The following is an 18,669-nucleotide window of genomic DNA, read 5'->3' on the forward strand; positions in this document are numbered from 1 at the left end:
CTGGCGGCTACTACTCATGAATTACTTGGCAATACCAACGATTGTCTTGCCAATCATTGGCAACACTGCTTATATTTTGGGAACAGTGACCATCAAGTGCATTCGAAGGAGATCATCGTGATTCAGGAACTGTCGTATATCGGAGTCGCGTCACCCAGGGCTGAGGACTGGAGAAAGTACGGAACGGGACTTCTGGGCGCGAAACTGTCACCAGACGGACCGGATGGCACAATCCGGCTCGCAGTAGACGACGTCAACTATCGAATTGCCGTCCACCCCGGCAAGGTAGACGAATTCCTTTACGCCGGCTGGGCAATGGCCAATGAATCCGATCTTCACTCGTTTGCCGCACACCTCGACCGGAACGGCATCACGCTGCACGACGGCAATCCCGACCTGCTCGCCGAGCGGCAAGTCGCCGAACTCGTGTGGTTCACCGACCCATGGGGAACTCGACACGAAATCTCGTGGGGAAAGGCATCGACGCCACTGTCGTTCACACCGGGTCGTGTCATGCGCGGTGGATTCGTGACCGGAGATCAAGGCCTGGGCCACATCGTTTTACAGGTACCGAATATCGAGGAAGCCAACAAGTTTTACGTGGATGTGCTGGGTTTCCGACTCTCGGACCGGATCACCAACGACCAATTCACCGTGCGCTTCTATCACGTCAACGGGCGTCATCATTCACTTGCGCTGGCCGAATATCCCGGCCACGTCGGCTTCAACCACCTCATGCTCGAAGTCGAATGCATGGACGATCTCGGACGCCTGATCGATCTTCTCGACAGCCACGACACCGAGGTCATGCAAACGCTGGGGCGCCACACCAATGACCTGATGACGTCGATCTACATCGGCAGCCCGTCCGGTCTGCAGATCGAGTACGGGTTCGGTGGTCTCACCGTCGACGATCTGAGTTGGGTGGCAAGAACTTACAACCAACCGAGTTACTGGGGCCACAAGCGTCCAGCTGAGACGAGCAAAAGAGTACCCGGAATCATCAGGCCTCTGACGGCCGCGCCGTCGGCCCCGTGAGCTTGGCGGATACGACCGTCAATGTCTCACGTTCCTGATCGGTCAACGACTCGAAGACCTCTTGCTCGACGGCGTCGAGGGCCGCATCGCCCTCGATCAACTTCGCTACTCCGGAGTCCGTGATCGATACGACCTGCCTACGCCGATCAGATTGATCGCGTTCGCGCACAACGTATCCCGACTCCTGCAGACTGTCGAGATAGGCAACGATGTCACCGGGGTCGACCACCACTCGGGAAGCAAGTTCCTTTTGATGGCATGGGCCGAGTTCATCGAGTGTGCTGAGAATGGCGTGATGATTGGGCAACAGTCCGACGCGAGACAAAGCCTCCGCGTACGACTGCCTCACGCGGAGTGCGGCTTTGACCAAGCCGTATCCGATCCGACTCGAAAGCGGCCTGCCGGAGAGCGATGGCGTCGATTCGGTCGCAGGCATTGGCCCATTCTATGCAGGCCTCGCAACATATATCGAAGGTGCCATCGGGCGATCGTCCTCGTTTAACCGAACCGTGATCGGTTCGTCGACGGGGAAGTGTGCGGGAAGTAGAAGCAGTCCCTCCGACGCGCAGCGCTCGAGAAGTTCGCGGCGGGTGACCCTGGCGATCTCGGGATCCGCGTCGCCGCCCTGGCTGAGGTCCGGGTACAGAAACTGGATCGGATGGTGGATCACGTCGCCGGCGATGACGGCGCCGCCGTCGGCAATGCGGATCTCGATCACGACGTGACCCGGCGTGTGACCGGGCGCGCCGCGCACGACGACGCGTGTGCCTTCGGACTCGGCCAGAACGTGGCCGTCGTCGACCGCCTCCCACTTCGCCCCGTCCAGAACGGGACGGACGCTGTCCTCGAAGGTCTGCGCCAGATCCGAGACCACTCCTTCGTGTGGACCGTCGGCGGCGAGTTGTTCGAGCGCGGCCAGTTCGGTGCGGTCGAAAATGTAGGTCGCGCGGGGAAAGGTGGGCCGCCAGGTTTCGGCCTCGAGGTTGGTGTTCCAACCACAATGATCGGGGTGCAGATGTGTGCTGACCACCAGATCGACGTCGCCAACGTCGACGCCGGTGTCGGCGAAGCGCGAGAGGTAGTCGGTACCGAACATGTGGTGCGGCAGGAGGTTCGGCCGGTGCTTGCTGTTCCCGTTGCCGGTGTCGACGACGATGGCCTTGCCGCCGATCTCCACCAGGTAGGTGTGGATGGCAAGTACGAGGTCACCGCTACCCGCGTCGAAGAACTCCGGTGTCAGCCGCGCCGACGCGTCCTCGATCTCCGCATCACCCGCGTGCGGAAAAAGCTCTCGCGGCGGAAACGGCCAGTGCGCCAGCTCCGTCAGTTGGGTGACGCGCGCCGATCCGACGTCGATGGTGAAGCTCATCAGTGATTGCCTTCCGAACAGCTCGATCCCGCTTGTAGGCACACACAAAGGCACCCACCGAAATGCTCGGTGGGTGCCTGGTCGGTGTCAATGGTTTTCGACGCCGGTGATCAAAGACTCTTCGCGATGATGCCCTTCATCACTTCGTTGGCGCCGGCGTAGATCTTCTGGACGCGGGAGTCCTCGTACATGCGCGCGATCGGGTATTCACGCATGTAGCCGTATCCGCCGTAGAGCTGCACGCACCGGTCGACGACGGCGCACTGCTGTTCGGTGAGCCAGTACTTGACCATCGCGGCGTCTGCGCCGTCCAGCTCGCCGTTGAGGTGATCCTCGATGCAGTTGTCGAGGAAGACACGGCAGGTGCGTGCGATCGTCTGGCACTCGGCCAGCTCGAAGGCGGTGTTCTGGAACTCGAAGAGGCTGTGCCCGAACGCTTGACGCGCCTTGGTGTACGCGACGGTCTCCTCGACGGCACGCTCGATGGTGCCGATGGCCTGTGCGCCGATGATGAGGCGTTCCTGCACCAGCTGCGCCATCAACTGACCGAAACCGAGCCCCTCGGACTCGCCGAGGAGGTTCGAGACAGGAACGCGAACATCGGTGAAGGACAGCTCCGACGTATCGGCGCCGTGCTGACCGACTTTGTCGAGGACGCGGCCGACCGCAAAGCCTTCGCAGTCACGCAGATCCACGATCAGGAGCGAGACACCCTTGGCGCCCGCCTTGGGATCGGTCTTGACGGCAAGCACGATCATGTCTGCGCTGCCACCGTTGGTGATGAAGGTCTTCGACCCGTTCACGACGTAGTGGTCACCGTCGCGGATCGCGGACGTGGTGATGGCCTTGAGGTCGGAACCTGTTCCCGGCTCGGTCATTCCGATGGCGCCGAGGATTTCACCCGTCGCCATACCTGGCAGCCAGGCCTTCTTCTGCTCTTCGCTTCCGTACTCGAGCACGTAGTGGGCGACGATGCCACTGTGCACGGAGTTCCCGAGTGCATAGTCCCCGCAGTAGCCCTGCGCCTCGAAGACTGCAAGATCGTGCGCGAAAGTTCCACCGCCCCCGCCGTATTCCTCGGGAATCGAGCAGCACAGCAGGCCGAGCTTGCCGGCTTCGAGCCACACGGACCGGTCGACGCGATGCTGAGCGTCCCACTGCTCACGCTTGGCGATCAGTTCACGATCGAAGAAACCACGGGCCAGTTCGGCTACTGCGGTGATCTCGTCGTCATGCCACGACGGCTTGCGCTTGGTCGCCATGATCAGACCCGCTTCAGCAGGGCAGCGAGTGCCTGACCGCCGCCGATGCACATGGTGACGATGCCGAATTCGAGGTCGCGACGGACCATGTCGCGTGCCGCGCGCAGCGTGAGGATGGCTCCGGTAGCGCCGACCGGGTGTCCGAGGGCGATTGCTCCGCCGTACGGGTTGGTCTTTTCCGGATCCAGGCCACTGTCACGGATGACGGCGATGGCCTGCGAAGCAAAGGCCTCGTTGACCTCGGCGGTGCCGATGTCGGACGGCTTCAATCCTGTTTGCGCAAAAAGCTTTTCGAGAGCGAGCACGGGAGCGTAGCCCATCAGGCCGGGCTCCATGGCTGCCGTCGTGACAGTTTCGAGCGTGACGAGTCCGGTGAGACCGCGCTTGGCTGCCTCGGTTCCTGTAGCGAGGACGAGGGCGCCGGCGCCGTCGTTGATGCCCGACGCGTTACCGGCGGTGACGGATCCGCCCTCTTCGAATGCGGGGCGCAGCTTGGCGAGGGTTTCGACAGTGGTTCCGGGCTTGGGGTGCTCGTCTTCGGTGACGGTGACGGAGCGCCGACCACCGGTCTCGACGGGAGTGATTTCCTCGGCGAATGCTGCCTTGGCTGCGTCGGTAGCAGCGCGGCGCTGAGATTCCACGGCGAACTCGTCCTGCTGCTCGCGGCTGACGCCGTACTTGCGGGCGACGGCTTCGGCGGTGCGGCCCATATGAGCCTTGCTGAACGGGTCGGTGAGCATGGCGACGGTGCCGTCGACGAGGCTGCGATCGCCGAGCTTGTAGCCCGAGCGGGCGGCGAAATCGTAGAACGGCATGCGGGACATGCTCTCGTCGCCGCCGGCGAGGGTGATGGCAGCTGCGCCCCAGCGCATCTGCATCGCCGCAGACCACACGGCCTGCAGGCCGCTGCCACAGAGGCGGTTGACGGTGTAGGCGGGAACGTTCTCGGGCAGTCCGGCGGCGATGCCCACGCGGCGTGCGTTGTAGGCGTCGGGGCCGACCTGGCCGATGCAGCCCATGACGACCTCGTCGATGTCTTCGGGTGCAACGCCGGCGCGGCTCAGCGCGGCCTTGGCTGCTGCGGCACCCAGCTCGTGTGCGGGTACGTCCTTGAAGACGCCGCCGAAGCTACCGACGGGGGTCCTGGCCCCGTCGACGATGACGATCGGTTCGGGTGTGGTCATGATTGTCCCCATCTGCTGTGCTCACGTCGATTTCTCTGTCCGTGGCCGATACTAGGACATCTAAGTATCTCGCAGATGGGGACGTTGGTGTCAGGGTGTGGGAGCGCTCTCGGACACGGGTACAACCTCGGCGTCGGCGCCTTCGGCGTCCTCGGTCTCTTTGTGGTTCCGGTATCGGTAGAGCCCGATGCCCACGAGGATCGCTGCGAGCCCCAGGGACACGATCATCTGGCTGCGCGTCGAGTCCAGGGTGAGCATGCCGATGCAGAGCGCGATGATGGCGGCGATCGTCGCGTAGGTCAGGTACGGGAAGAACCACATCTTGAGTTCCAGCTCCTGGCCCGAAGCTTCGAGCTTGCGGCGGGTGCGCAGCTGGGACACCGAGATGACGAGCCAGACGAACAGTGCGATCGCACCGGAGGAGTTGACCAGGAACAGGAAGACCTTGTCCGGGGAGAGGTAGTTCATGCCGACGGTCAGGAAGCCGACGATCGTCGAGACCAGGACAGCGCGCATCGGGACGCCGGTCTTCTCGATACGTGAGAGCGACTTGGGGGCGTCGCCGCGGCCGGCGAGAGAGAAGATCATGCGGCTCGCGGTGTAGAGACCGGAGTTGAGGCAGGACAGAACCGACGTGAGGACGACGACGTCCATGATGTTGCCCGCGGCCGGAATGCCGTAGGAGTCCATGACGGCGACGTACGGGCTGAGCGCGACCGATGCGCTGTCCCAGGGAAGCAGGGTGACGACCACCGCGATCGAGCCGATGTAGAAGATGAGAATTCGCCAGACGACGGACTTGACGGCAGCGCGAACAGCTTCGAGCGGGTTGGCCGATTCACCGGCGGCGATGGTGGCGATTTCAGCGCCGAAGAACGAGAACACGACCACAAGGACTGCGGCGAGCATGGCTCCTGTTCCGTTCGGCAGGAAACCGCCGTGACCGGTCAGGTTGGTCATTCCCGGTGCTTCGACGCCGGGCATCCATCCGCAGATCGCCACGATGCCCATGCCGAGGAACGCGATGATGGCGACGACCTTGATGGAAGCGAACCAGAACTCGAACTCGCCGAACGACTTGACCGAGATGATGTTGGTCAGCGTCAGCACGATCATCAGAATCAGAGCCCAGGTCCACTGGGGAACGCCGGGAACCCAACGATTCATGATGAGGGCACCGGCGGTGGCCTCGATGCCCAGCACGATGATCCAGAACCACGCGTACAGCCAGCCGATCGAGAAGCCCGCCCAGCGGCCGATGGCCTTGTCGGCGTACGACGAGAACGAGCCGGTTTCCGGCGACGCTGCCGACATCTCGCCGAGCATGCGCATCACGAGGATGACGACTACGCCGGCCAATGCGTAGGAAACCAGGACACCCGGTCCCGTCTCCTGGATCGCCACACCGGAGCCGACGAACAGTCCGGCGCCGATGACGCCCGCGATCGCAATCATCGACAGATGCCGCTTCTTCAGCGTGTGCTGAAGTGCCGGCTGGTCTGTACTGGACATCAGTACTCCTTGTGGGCTGTTCGGGAGGGTGGATCTCGGTGACGCTCTTCTGGAGCGCATTTTCGATAGCGCCAGTGTCGGACCTTCGGCAAGCTCGCGTCAGGCTCCACTTTGTACAAACGTGACCGCAGGCACTACAAAGTGGCGAGTCCGAGGTGTCAGACTGGACCCATGCCCATCACGCTCCGCCAGCTTTGTGCGACCGAACAGTTCGGCCTTCGCGTCCTGGCTGGGCACGACCAGCTCGATCGCACCCTGACCTGGGCACATGTGTCCGAACTTCCCGACCCGACGCCCTTCCTCGACGGCGGCGAACTACTACTCATCACCGGGGTGTCGCTACCGACGACGGCCGCGGAAACGACCCGATTCGTACGGACCCTGGTGGCGGCCGGAATTGCCGGAATCGGTTTCGGGACCGGCCTCGGATACGAGCAGGCGCCGCAGACTCTGGTGGATGCGGCCACCCGTTTCAGTGTGCCCCTACTCGACGTCCCATTGCGAACACCTTTCATCGCCCTGACCAAAGCGGTGTCGAAGGCGCAATCCGACGACGACATGAAAGCGCTGCGCAGCAACTACCAGAGCCTGCGGCGACTGCTTCAAGCTGCAGTGACGGTCAACGGCACCCGGGCAGTCGTACGACGGGTGGCGGAATTGATCGGCGGATGGGCGGCCCTGCTGGACTCGGCCGGCCATACCGTCGAGATCTCACACACCGCCGCTGCCGCAGGAATCGAGCGAACGGCTCCCGAGCGCGACGCCCGCCCGATGGAAGTCAGTTTCCTCACGAGTGAGAACGAGGACGTCATCTCGCACCCTTTGATGACGTCGAGGGGAAAGCTGATGGGGTATCTCGTCGCCGGCTGCCCCGGCGCCGTCGGCTCTCTGAATCAGGGCATCGTCATCGCCGCCGCGTCTCTGCTCACGTTGATGACGGCTCGAACCCGAGATGCACAGTTGACGATGAACCACTTGCGTACCGTGGCGATGCATCAGCTGTTCGAAGGACAGAATGCGCTCGCCCGCAACATCTCCGGGGAACTGTGGGGAGGATTTCCGGTCGAACCTTTCCAGGTCTTCCACGTAGCGGGCCCGAGTGGCCTGCTCGAGAGCGTGTCCGTCTCACTGCTCGACGGTCTCAGCCGCGATCTGGCGTTCGGCATCACCGACGGTGCGCTGATTGCCGTCGTCTCGGCTACCGACAGCGGGCGAATCCTCGCCCGCGTCAACGAAATCGACGTAACCGTCGGCGTGTCGGACATGCTGTGGTGGGACGATCTCTCGCGCGCCAGACGCCAAGCCGCGCAGGCAGCAGCCGAGGCCGGCGCCCGCAACCTGCCTTCGATGCGGTTCGCCGAACTCTCGGAGAGCGGATTGTCCGCGTTTCTCGATCAGGATCGCTCGACGGCATTCGCGGCGGCACACTTGCGCCCGCTTCTGGAAGCGAAGGGCGGTAGCGATCTCTACCGAACCTTGGCCATGTGGTTGGCACACAACGGTGTGGGCGACGCCGCAGCCACAGCGCTGAATATTCATCGGCATACGTTGCGCAGCAGACTCGCTCGGATCGAGAGCCTTCTCCAACTGGACCTCGGCTCCCCCACGGAACGTGCGGAGTTGTGGCTCGAGTACCGCTTGCTCGGCGACGCTCCGACCATCTGACCGACAACCAATGAGCCCTGAACGACCTGAAGGGCCTCCGCCGGGTTACGGCAGAGACCCTTCAGAGTCGATACGTGCGAGTCGCTACCGACCGACCTTCCCCTAGCTTCCGCCCGTCGGTATCCACTCGCGGAGCACGTTGGCATCAACTACCTGCGCACCCAAAACCTTTGTCCAGATGATGGTTCCGTTTTCGTAGACACGGAAAGTGCCTGCTTCGGAGGGCAACTGCATCTCCGGGCCGGCAGGAGCACCGAGAGAGCCGCTTTCACCGCCGAGCTCCCGATACTTCTTCTCGATCTGCGTCTCCGTAACCGTACCCGATGGATCGCCGGATGGCGAATTAGATTCCGGCACTGTCGATTCCGAATCCGGTGCCACTACCACACCAGCGCCGTCGCCGACGGTGAACCAGTCCGATTTCAGGCCGAGTTTCTGACGGAACTGCATTCCGGTGGCGCCAACAGTTGCATCTGTTCCGACCACCTCGACTGCCGTCACTCGCCCGCCGTCGGTACCGAATCCGTTGCGCGAGAGAATCTTGAGCGATTGCAGCTCGCCCACATCGAAGGCGTCCGCAATCTCACCCGCGGTCAGATTCACTGTCCAGTCGTGATTGGGCGAAAGGGCGTCACCGAGATCCTCGACGGCCGGGAATTCACCGCCGGAGCTGTAACCTCCTGTGGACGAAGAGAATTCGGTGGCAACAATCTTGCCGTCACGCGACAGAACGGCGCCGGCGGTGGACCGAACGGCTTCAGTGGTCCGGGGATCTTCCTTGCCAGCTCCGCCGTAGACCTGGCAGTCCTGAGTGTCGCACGTGTCGGCGTACGAGCTGCGATGCTCGGTCGCAGCGTACGAGCGCGCCGCCACGGCTTGCGCCCGTAGTGCTTCGGCCCCACCGGAATCGGCCCATTCGGCTTTCGCCTCGACCGGCACCACGCCGAGCAGGTAGTCCTCCATGTCGAGGAGATTGACCGTCCGAGCCGAGCCGTTGTCGAGCACTACGCCGAGGGCGCCGCGATAGGGCGCGTCGTTGTTGCACAGCTTCAGGAACTGGTCGGCGGGTCGATCGGGACCGAGATCCACAGGATCCACCCACGGATGCTCGGTGACCGCTTCCCAGACAACCCCGCCACCACACCCGCTGGTGACAACCACCTGCGCACCGCCACCGGGCAGTGCAGTGAGATGGGCAGCCTCGCCCGGCGCGGTGCGCTGACCGTTGACCACGAGGCCGGCGTCGGAGTAGACGTCGAGCGTCGAGTTGTCCTGGGCTGTGAGCCGCACACTCATCTGGGCGGGCGGCAAGGAGTCCAGGACGGTTCCGCCGTAGTAGTGACTGAGGATTCGCTCGCCGGACCAGCCGTCGTTCTTGGCGTAGCCGTAAGCGCCCCACTGCCCCATTCCGCGGCCGTGTCCGTTGCCATGACCGGAGAGCGTGAATTGTGTATCGGCGGCGACGGCGTGCAGGATCGACGGCTCGTCAGCGCGGATTTGCGTGAAACCTCCGATCGCGACGCCGAGCGCAAGAGCCGGAACGAGACCGAGGACCGAGACCCGCATCAGCGAGGTTCGCCTCCCGGGTCCGCCCACCAGAAAGCGACCTGCGCGACCGGACACAGGCTTCTTACCTGCAGTTCCGCTTCTTCCGCTTCTCGCCATCAATGCTCTCCTCATCGCTACCGGCCTCACGAGTCCGCGAAGTCGGTACTTCGCGCGCAGGCCAGTCCACAACGATTTAACTAAAGTCTCACCCTAAGGTTGAGCGTTATGGACTTTTGTGACTAGTGTGGCAAGAGTGTTTGGAGTTAGCAACACCAGTCACACGAGTCACATCAGCATCACGAGTTGCAGACGTACGCGTCCGAAAACTGGAGTTCAACCCCAGAACATGGCATCCGACCTGCTCGGATCCGGTTTTGAAGGATTCCGTTCACGGCCGTCATCGGCCCTGAAGTTCGCTCGCAAGTAACTACAACCGAGGAGTAATCCCTTGCCACACCGTCGACCGAAGCCCTCGCTCGTACTCGGGGCTGTAGCCGCAGTGGCTGTCGCAAGTCCTTTTGCGGTCTACGGCTTCACGAGCACTACGTCCGATGTACGTTCCGCGAACGAAACGACGTCAGTAGCAGTGCCGACCCAGATCGCAGAGGTGCTCCTCGCGTCGGTGCCCGACATCATCATTCCGGTCAAGGAGCTGACCGGTCTCGATCTCCCCGACATCAACCTGGGCGATCTCAGAAACCTCAAGCTCCCGACCGAAATCCCGCTACCTCCAGGGATCACGTTGCCGACCGAGCTCTTCCCGGCACCCGCTGCTCCCGGGGCCCCGACCGAAACCGCTCCGGTTCCCTCCGAGGAAGAGCCAGGTGCCGTGGTCAAGGAAGTCACCCGCGACACTCCGTTCAGCATGGTCGCGTTGACCTCGGACACGCTCGCCTCGGCGCAGTCCAAGGTCCGCGCCCTGGCCGAAGACGGCACCTGGGGTCCGTGGTTCACCCCTGACGCCATCGACTCCGCCAGTTCGGATCAGGCCACCAACGCCGGTACCGCCACCGAACCTGTCTTCGTCGGCGCCACCAAGTCCATCCAGATCCTCACCCCGCAGGGTGTCGCTGCCCCCGCGGCCGAAGCTGTGCCGGCTCCGGAAGCCGCACCCGCACCTGTCGAAGCACCTGCTGAAGCGCCTGTGCCTGCCGAAGCGCCGGCCGAAGCACCTGTGCCTGCGGAAGCACCCGCAGCCACCGGCGAACTCGGGTACACCCCGGCTTCGGTGTCCAAGCCGCTTCGCCAGGCGACGACGGCAGCAGATGCCGTTACCGCAGTGTTGATCGATCCGGGTACCAGCGACGCGGACAGCAATCTGCAGGCAGTCGCGGCACCGCTCGGCGGCAGTGGACCCTCCGTCATCACCCGCGCACAGTGGGGAGCCGACGAGTCACTTCGCTGCCATTCCCCCACGTACGACGACTTCACCGGTGGAGCAACCGTTCACCACACCGCGGGCAGCAACAACTACACCAAGGAAGAATCGGCCGGCATCGTCCGCTCGATCTACGCCTACCACGCACGCACTCTCGGCTGGTGCGACGTCGGATACAACGTCCTCGTCGACAAGTACGGTCAGACCTTCGAAGGCCGCGCAGGCGGACTCGACAAGGCAGTTCAGGGCGCGCACGCCGGCGGCTTCAACGAGAACACCACCGGTATCGCGATGATGGGTGACTACTCCACCGTCGAGCCTTCGCAGGCGACGCTCAACGCCGTCGGCAAGTTCCTCGGATGGAAGCTCGGCCTTGCCGGCCTCGACCCGAAGGGCCGAACGACGATGTACTCCGAGGGCACGGAGTTCACTCCGTACCCGCAGGGCGCAGCAGTGGATCTGCCGATCATCTTCGCCCACCGCGACGTCGGAAACACGGCTTGCCCTGGTGATGCCGCATACGCACACATGAACGACATCCGGAACATCGCGGCCGCGAATATCGGGGGATCGTTGAACCCGTCGAACCCCTCCAATCCGTCGACGCCTGCGCCCAAGCCGACCACTCCGGTCGACACGGTCACCGGTGGCACCGGATCGTCGATCCCGGACCTGGTCACCCAGATTCTGAAGATCACCGACAATTCACCGCTCGCGCAGAAGTGGATCGCCGAAGGTGGTGACCTCGGACGCCTCGGCCAGGCGCTGTCCGGAATCCTGCAGGCGAAGCTCGGCAACCAGGGTGCGTTGTTCCAGAACGGCGCTGTCTACACCTCACCCAACGGCGGAGTGTTCACCGTGCTCGGCGAGATATTCAAGTCGTGGCAGAGCTTCGGTTCCGACGCGGGTGAACTCGGATTGCCGATCTCGGACGAATACTCGATCCCGGACGGCCTGCGCAGCGACTTCGAGAACGGTTCGCTGATCTTCAACCAGATCACCGGCATGGTCACGAAGGTCCTCAAGACCTACAACGAGACCTTTGCCCAGGAAATGGCCAACAGCGCGCCTGTCGGCTGACACTCGAGCAGTACACGTCCTCGGGCGCTGGTGGGTTCTACGACCACCAGCGCTCGAGGACTTTTGCGACCCCGTGCGCCGAATTGGTGTCGGTGACCTCGTCGGCTGCGGCTTTGGCTTCGGGGTGAGCGTTGCCCATGGCAACGCCGAGGCGTGCCATCCCCAGCATCGGGATGTCGTTGGGCATGTCCCCGAAGGCAACCAGACCCGACAGGTCGAAGCCGAACCTTTCGGCCGCGGCAACCAGGCCGGACGCCTTCGTGATTCCCGGCGCCGAGAGTTCGATCAGTCCGTTCTCGGTGGAGTACGTCATGTCGGCGAGCGCACCGACGTGCGGGGCGAGCGTGTCGTACATCGCCGTGCTGGTCATGCCTGGACGGCGAATCAGGAGTTTGACGGCCGGCGCCGCAAGCACTTCGTCCTCGGACATCTCGGTGTTGTCCGGGTTGAGCCAGGCGTGTTCGTAATCTGGTGAGCTGACGAACTGTGGGGTGGCGGCGTCGTGTGCGCTCTCCCCCACCCGTTCCGCGGCCAATCCCGACCCGGGAAGTGCAACCAGAGCCAGCTCGGAGAGTTCGGTGAGTGCGTCGACCGACAAGGTCGCGGCGCTGAGGACGCGGTCGGCGTAACTGTCGTAGACAACAGCACCGTTTGCGCAGACCGCGAGTGGCGCGTATCCCAAACCTTCGACGACGGGCGAAATCCAACGCGGAGGACGCCCGGTTGCCAGCAGGAACGGCGTGCCGGATTCGACGACGGCATGCACGGCGGCGCGGGTGCGGGCACTGACCAACTCGTCGTGATCGATGAGGGTGCCGTCGACATCGGTCGCAACCAAGGTTGGGCGGTCAGGGCTGATACGACGGTCTGGGCTCACACCGCCATTGTGCCTGCCCGGTACGACGGTCTCGCTCAGCGCGCCCGCTTCGCGCGTTCCTGTGCGTCCATGGCCGCGGCTTCCGCCGGCGTCGGCGCGCCACCGCCGAGTCGACGAGGCACCCAGTACGCCCCGGGCTCGTGCACGAACCCGTCCTGAACGTGGCGCAGGATCGCATCCATCTCGATGCGCAGGATCTCGCTCAGCGCTTCGGCGGGCTCGACCGGATCGATCGGTGCACCCACCTCCACCGAGATCGGGAAATGATTGCGGCCCAGATTTTTCGGTCCGCCCTTGGTGACGATCCGCTGGGCGCCCCAGACGATCAGCGGGATTATCGGCACGCCGGCGTCGATGGCCATCCGAGCTGCTCCGGATTTCATTTCCTTGATCTCGAAGCTCCGGCTGATCGTCGCTTCCGGATAGACGCCCACCAATTCGCCACGCTTGAGGGCGTCGACTCCGGCTCGATACGCCTGCGCTCCGGCGGAGCGGTCCACTTCGATGACGCCACATCCACGCATGAGGAAGCCGAGGACCTTGTTGTCCGCCAGCTCAGCCTTGGCCATCACTCTGAGCTTGCGTTTCGCGGTGCCGACCGCCAGGGCCGCCGGTATGAAATCGAGGTAACTCGTGTGGTTGATCGCGATGACGGCACCGCCGGACACCGGGACGTGTTCCGTCCCGGTGCGGGTGACTTTCACGCCCTGAAAACCGCTCAGACCACGCGCGACTACCTCGACGGCGGTGTAAACGGGTTCGAACGACATGGGTCAGCCTTCGGACTTCCGCGCCTCACGTGCTTTGGCTTTCGCCTCGGCCTCGTCGGCATCCATCTTGTCGGCCTGCTCGAGCGTCGGCGCGCTGCCACCGAGGCGGGCCGGTACCCAGTACTCGCCGGCGGGATGGTCGTAGTCCTTCTGCAGATCGAGTAGCAACTCCTGCATCGTCGACCGCAGCTTCGCCGTCAGCTCACTCGCCGGCTCGAAAGGTGCAATCGGCTCGCCGACGGCAATCGAGATGGGAGTGTTGGTGCGGCCCAACCGCTTCGGATAACCCTTCGTCCACACGCGCTGAGCGCCCCAGATGACGACGGGAACGATCGGTACGCCCGCCTCGATCGCCATCCGGGCGGCTCCGGACTTGAATTCCTTGATCTCGAAGCTCCGACTGATCGTCGCTTCGGGGTACACGCCCACCAATTCACCGCGCTTCAGGAAATCTACGGCCGCCTTATAGGAGTCGGCGCCCGCGCCGCGGTCGACCGGGATGTGCTTGAGGGCCCGCATGATCGGTCCGGAGATCTTGTTGTCGAAGACCTCCTTCTTCGCCATGAACCGGATGTAGCGCTTGGGGGTCCGCGCCGGCAGTCCCGCATACGTGAAGTCCATGTATCCGGTGTGGTTGATCGCGATCACGGCGCCACCGGACGCCGGGATGTTCTGCTCTCCCTTGACGGAGAACTTCAGGCCCTCGAAAGCGAAGACGGTGCGGGCGATGCCGATGACTGTTCTGTAAACGGGATCCACAGTTCGCTAGCGTAGACGGGAATCCGTGATCTGACCCGCAGCAGTTATGGGGTGGATGTTGGTCAGAATGTCGCAAAAGGGGCGTAAGAACGAATGAAGTCGGCAGGACGAGCGGCAGTGGGGGCAGTCGCACTCGCCATGACGTTGGCGATAACCGCATGTGAGGACGACGGACGGACAGGAATCCTGACGGACGAACCGTCTCCGCCTACGACGGAAACCACGACGACAACCACTCTCGCGCCCACGACCACCACTGCGCCCGCCACGCCGGTCGCGCCACCTCCGGTTGGTGACGTGCCCGGTAATCCGGCTGCTGCGCCGGCCTTGGCGGCCTGGGCAACGGACCTGGTGTCTTTGGACGTCGACGCGCTCACGAACGCATGCTGGACGATGCCGCCCACAACAATTGCCGACCGATACTCGGATGTGCCCGCCATCTTGACGGCCATCGCCGCACCAGGCGTCGACGGCCAGTACGCGGTCACCTGGAGCGGCGGCGGACTCTCCGTCGCCGCCAAGCGCTCGGAGATCGCTTCCGGCTATGCGTGCCCGTTCGTCTTCCCTGCGGGGCAATCAAACTTCTACACCGCGGCCGACGCTTCCCACGCCGTCGTCCGGTTTCTCTCACGCGCCACGGGACGGCCGGTCAATACCCGCGACGTCGAGACGTTCTATCCACTGATCTGCCCCGGCAACAGCCCGTGGGATCCCGACGGCACCGGCGCCACCGGCCAGCCGCCACTCAAGCTCGATCCGAATCAGCTGGCCGGTATCAAGTCTTTCGACGCCGACGCTGCAACAGTCACTCCGGTTCGCGGCGACTACGTCCGTGTCACCCTGCCCGTCAGCGACGGAACCGGTAACTCACGCCCGATGCAGTTCACCCTGTCGATCGGCCCCGAGGGATACTGCCTCGGGGCCGCGACCTGAACCGCTTCGGTCAGGAACCGAAGGGAAGGAAATCGCTCGAGCCAGCGCTGCCTGAACCGAGGCTGCCCGTGCCACCGCCGGTTGCAGCCTTGATCTGAATTGCGTGGGCCGCCGAGGTGGAGCCTGTGAATCCGGCTGCGCCGCTGTAGATTGCCGAAATCGAATGCGCACCGGTTGTGGTGAAGGTGTGGTTCAGCGCCGCGATCCCGTTGACCACTGGCACAGCGTCACCGATCGGGGTGTCCCCATCCATGAACTGCACCGTTCCACCGTTCTGCACCGAACTGACAGTCGCCGACAGGGTCACCGACTTGTTCACCACACCATCGGCAGGCACCGTCACCACAGTCTCCGTGGTGACATCCGAAGGCGCAGGGTCCGTTACATTCACCGTCCGCGCCTGGGCCGAGGACCCGACTACACCGGCTCCTCCCGAGTAAACCGCCGTGATGCTGTGCGCACCCGCAGAGGTAAACGTATGCGACAGACCAGCAGCGCCGGCCGTAACCGCTTCAGGACCGCCGATCGCGACGCCACCGTCGTAGAACTGCACGGTTCCGACGCCGACAGCGTCATCCGACGACGTTCGGACTGTTGCCCACAAGTCGGTCGCCACACCAGTTTTGGCATCGGTGGGGATATTCAGTTCGACGACGGATTCCTGGTCGGCAACACTCACCTGAACTGACTTCGCACTCGCAACCGAGTTCTTGAATCCGGAACCAGCGGTGAAGTCCGCGGTAATGCTCTGAGCACCAGCAGCATCGAAGATGTGCGAGAGCGTCGCGGTCCCACCGGAAACTGTCACCGGTGAACCAATGGCCGTGCCGTTCGACTTGAACTGCACAGTGCCCACCGCATTGTTCGGAGCCACCGTCGCAGTCAGATCAACCGCCGCACCCGTAGTTGCCGTAGCAGGAACCGAGAGCGACGTCGTCGTCTCCACATCCACCGGAGCCGGATCGGACACCGTCACCGTCTGAGCCGACGCCGACGAACTCACAAACCCTGCACCAGCGGTGAAGTCCGCCGTAACACTCTGAGCACCAGCAACATCGAACGAATGCGACAGCGTCGCAACACCCGACGTGACCGTCACCGGCGAACCGATCGCAGTGCCGTTCGACTTGAACTGCACCGTACCGACAGCATTGTTCGGAGCCACCGTCGCCGTCAGATCAACCGCAGTACCTGTGATCGCCGTAGCCGGAACCGAGAGCGACGTCGTGGTCTCGACATCCGCCGGAGCCGGATCGGACACCGTCACCGTCTGAGCAGATGCCGACGAACTCACAAACCCAGCACCGGCAGTGAAGTCCGCGGTAATGCTCTGAGCACCAGCAGCATCGAACGCGTGCGACAGCGTCGCAACACCCGCGGAGACTGCCACCGGAGTGCCGATTGCAGTGCCGTTCGACTTGAACTGCACCGTGCCCACAGCGTTGTTCGGAGCAACCGTCGCGGTCAGATCAACAGCCGTACCCGTGATTGCCGTAGCCGGAACCGAGAGCGACGTCGTGGTCTCGACATCCGCCGGAGCCGGATCGGACACCGTCACCGTCTGAGCAGATGCCGACGAGCTGACGAAGCCAGCACCGGAGGTGAAGTCCGCCGTAACGCTCTGAGCGCCAGCAGCATCGAACGAATGCGAGAGCGTCGCGGTTCCACCGGACACCGTGACCGGTGAACCGATCGCCGTGCCGTTCGACTTGAACTGCACCGTACCCACAGCATTGTTCGGAGCAACCGTCGCAGTCAGATCAACCGCGCTGCCCGTGATCGCAGCAGCCGGGACTTGAAGCGTTGTAGTCGTACTCAGCGCGGAGCTCGAGATCTCGATGGTCTGAGCTTGCGCGGTCGAACCACCAAAACCTGCAGTGCCTGAGTAGACCGCAGTGATCGAGTGCGATCCCGTCGTAGTGAACGTGTGATCCAGGGTCGCTCCGCCGGCAGTCACCGCGATCGATCCGCCGATGTCTGTGCCACCGTCCTTGAACTGGACCGTTCCGCCGTCAGTTGCCGGAGAGATGTTTGCGGTCAGCGCGACCGAGGTCTGCTCGACGGCGCTGCTCGGAACTGTCAGCGCCGTGGTCGTCTGTACATCGGCAGCAGCCACGCTCACTGTGCGCGCCGGTGACGTTGAGGTCAGGAACTCGAGAACTCCGTCGTACACAGCGGTGATGGAGTGATCTCCCGCCGCGGTGAATGTATGCGGCAGTGTGGCAACGCCATTGGCGACGGCCACGGGGGCGCCGATGTCAGTCCCGCCATCCTTGAACTGAACGGTGCCGCCTGTCGGCGCCGGGGAGACCTGCGCAATCAAATCCGTCGATTGACCGATCGTTGCCGACGCGCCGGACGTCACTGCGGTCGTGGTCGCCGCCTGCGAGACGACGTTGACGGTGGCCAATGCCTGACCACCCGCATTCAACCCACCACCACTCGAATCGCGCGGAGAGCAGTTGTACCGCTCCCAGTACCCCGGCCAAAGGGTCTCGTACTGCAAGAACGTGAACGCATTCTTCGGGGAATTGAACGCACCCGAATCACCATCTGTGGCACGCAACTTCGGCTGCACCGTACTTCCCGCAGCACCGGCAACCACCGTCACGTCGATCGCGGGCAACCGGAAGGTCTTCCCTGCCCCTACCTCGATTCCACCGTCACTGTTCTTGCTCGTGCTCGGGCCGTTACCGCCCTTGTTGTTTGAGTCAGCAGTCTGATTGCTCCCCGAAATACGCAGATGCGTACCCGCGCCATCCGGCGAACCGCCGTCGTTGATCCGAATCACCGACGGAGTCACACCGGACAAATTCGACGAAGTACCTGCCACTACCTGAGCATCCACCAACGACACCCCTGCAGGTATATCGAAGTCGTACTTGAGCCGCGTCCACTTACCGACACTGCGGCCTGCGTGCCCACCCGTCGGCACCGACATCGCATTCGGTTGAACCCGATAGGTGAACGTCGACCCCGCCACCACTTTCTCCGGCGCAGACACCGTCACACCCGTCGAATGAAACACATCCGCGATATCAACAGCCAGATGTTCATAACCATCGCAACCCAGCTTGAACCCGATCGTGTTCTCCACCGCGGGAGATGACGTCGGAGCAGCCGAAGCAACACCACCTGCCACCAGCACGCCACCGACCAACGCCGCCACCACAACCGCGGAACTTCTTCTCACCAACACGAACTCTCCTCAGCTAGCAACAGACGTGGATCGGGAACCGCACGGAAGGAGGTCACTCGAACAGAGCGGAAATCAGAATGGAGCTGGACGCTCGT

Annotated in this window: 14 protein-coding genes; 4 read left to right on the forward strand and 10 right to left on the reverse strand. The window is 63.3% G+C overall.

Going from position 1 to position 18,669, the window contains the following annotated elements:
* Nucleotides 1–117: 117 nt before the first annotated feature.
* A complete protein-coding gene (locus EEB12_RS14205) occupies nt 118–1,038 on the forward strand; it encodes a VOC family protein (RefSeq protein ID WP_181447569.1) in 921 nt (306 codons plus the stop codon).
* Here EEB12_RS14205 and EEB12_RS14210 read toward each other — a convergent pair.
* The 5 genes from EEB12_RS14210 to EEB12_RS14230 form a co-directional block, all read right to left on the reverse strand.
* A complete protein-coding gene (locus EEB12_RS14210) occupies nt 1,004–1,474 on the reverse strand; it encodes a MarR family winged helix-turn-helix transcriptional regulator (RefSeq protein ID WP_021342452.1) in 471 nt (156 codons plus the stop codon). The two genes, EEB12_RS14205 and EEB12_RS14210, sit on opposite strands and share 35 nt — an antisense overlap.
* Before the next feature lie 9 nt (nt 1,475–1,483).
* Nucleotides 1,484–2,407 (reverse strand): MBL fold metallo-hydrolase, encoded by a 924-nt coding sequence (locus EEB12_RS14215; protein WP_141487974.1) that lies wholly within the window; start codon nt 2,405–2,407, stop codon nt 1,484–1,486.
* Between the two features lie 110 nt (nt 2,408–2,517).
* Nucleotides 2,518–3,669: an acyl-CoA dehydrogenase family protein gene (locus EEB12_RS14220; protein WP_007731824.1), complete on the reverse strand. Its 1,152-nt coding sequence runs from the start codon at nt 3,667–3,669 to the stop codon at nt 2,518–2,520.
* 2 nt (nt 3,670–3,671) lie between these two features.
* Nucleotides 3,672–4,853, reverse strand: coding sequence for a thiolase family protein (locus tag EEB12_RS14225; protein WP_007731825.1), 1,182 nt, complete (start codon nt 4,851–4,853; stop codon nt 3,672–3,674).
* 90 nt (nt 4,854–4,943) lie between these two features.
* Nucleotides 4,944–6,365 carry an amino acid permease gene (locus tag EEB12_RS14230; protein WP_019746401.1) on the reverse strand — a complete coding sequence of 474 codons (1,422 nt, stop codon included), beginning with the start codon at nt 6,363–6,365 and terminating at the stop codon, nt 4,944–4,946.
* 171 nt (nt 6,366–6,536) lie between these two features.
* Between EEB12_RS14230 and EEB12_RS14235 the strand changes: the two genes are divergently transcribed.
* Complete coding sequence (locus EEB12_RS14235) at nt 6,537–8,030, forward strand: PucR family transcriptional regulator (protein ID WP_019746400.1); 1,494 nt, start codon at nt 6,537–6,539, stop codon at nt 8,028–8,030.
* A gap of 102 nt (nt 8,031–8,132) precedes the next feature.
* On the opposite strand, the gene EEB12_RS14240 is transcribed toward EEB12_RS14235, so the two are convergent.
* Complete coding sequence (locus tag EEB12_RS14240) at nt 8,133–9,695, reverse strand: SpoIID/LytB domain-containing protein (protein WP_070796555.1); 1,563 nt, start codon at nt 9,693–9,695, stop codon at nt 8,133–8,135.
* Between the two features lie 331 nt (nt 9,696–10,026).
* Here EEB12_RS14240 and EEB12_RS14245 point away from each other — a divergent pair, with 331 nt between their 5' ends.
* Nucleotides 10,027–12,036, forward strand: coding sequence for an N-acetylmuramoyl-L-alanine amidase (locus EEB12_RS14245; RefSeq protein ID WP_141487975.1), 2,010 nt, complete (start codon nt 10,027–10,029; stop codon nt 12,034–12,036).
* A gap of 37 nt (nt 12,037–12,073) precedes the next feature.
* Here the strand turns inward: EEB12_RS14245 and EEB12_RS14250 are convergent, their stop codons facing one another.
* From EEB12_RS14250 to EEB12_RS14260, 3 genes are read right to left on the reverse strand one after another with little or no spacing between them, the layout of a single operon-like run.
* Nucleotides 12,074–12,895 (reverse strand): Cof-type HAD-IIB family hydrolase, encoded by an 822-nt coding sequence (locus tag EEB12_RS14250; protein WP_024488043.1) that lies wholly within the window; start codon nt 12,893–12,895, stop codon nt 12,074–12,076.
* A 53-nt stretch (nt 12,896–12,948) separates the two neighbouring features.
* Complete coding sequence (locus EEB12_RS14255; RefSeq protein ID WP_020905758.1) at nt 12,949–13,683, reverse strand: lysophospholipid acyltransferase family protein; 735 nt, start codon at nt 13,681–13,683, stop codon at nt 12,949–12,951.
* A 3-nt stretch (nt 13,684–13,686) separates the two neighbouring features.
* Complete coding sequence (locus EEB12_RS14260) at nt 13,687–14,442, reverse strand: lysophospholipid acyltransferase family protein (protein WP_020905757.1); 756 nt, start codon at nt 14,440–14,442, stop codon at nt 13,687–13,689.
* 93 nt (nt 14,443–14,535) lie between these two features.
* Between EEB12_RS14260 and EEB12_RS14265 the strand changes: the two genes are divergently transcribed.
* Nucleotides 14,536–15,375 carry a hypothetical protein gene (locus tag EEB12_RS14265; protein WP_141487976.1) on the forward strand — a complete coding sequence of 280 codons (840 nt, stop codon included), beginning with the start codon at nt 14,536–14,538 and terminating at the stop codon, nt 15,373–15,375.
* A 10-nt stretch (nt 15,376–15,385) separates the two neighbouring features.
* Here the strand turns inward: EEB12_RS14265 and EEB12_RS14270 are convergent, their stop codons facing one another.
* Nucleotides 15,386–18,568, reverse strand: coding sequence for a beta strand repeat-containing protein (locus EEB12_RS14270; RefSeq protein WP_141487977.1), 3,183 nt, complete (start codon nt 18,566–18,568; stop codon nt 15,386–15,388).
* Between the last annotated feature and the right edge of the window lie 101 nt (nt 18,569–18,669).

The sequence above is a fragment of the Rhodococcus sp. WS1 genome, assembly GCF_003797745.1.
Classification (GTDB): Bacteria; Actinomycetota; Actinomycetes; order Mycobacteriales; family Mycobacteriaceae; genus Rhodococcus_F; species Rhodococcus_F erythropolis.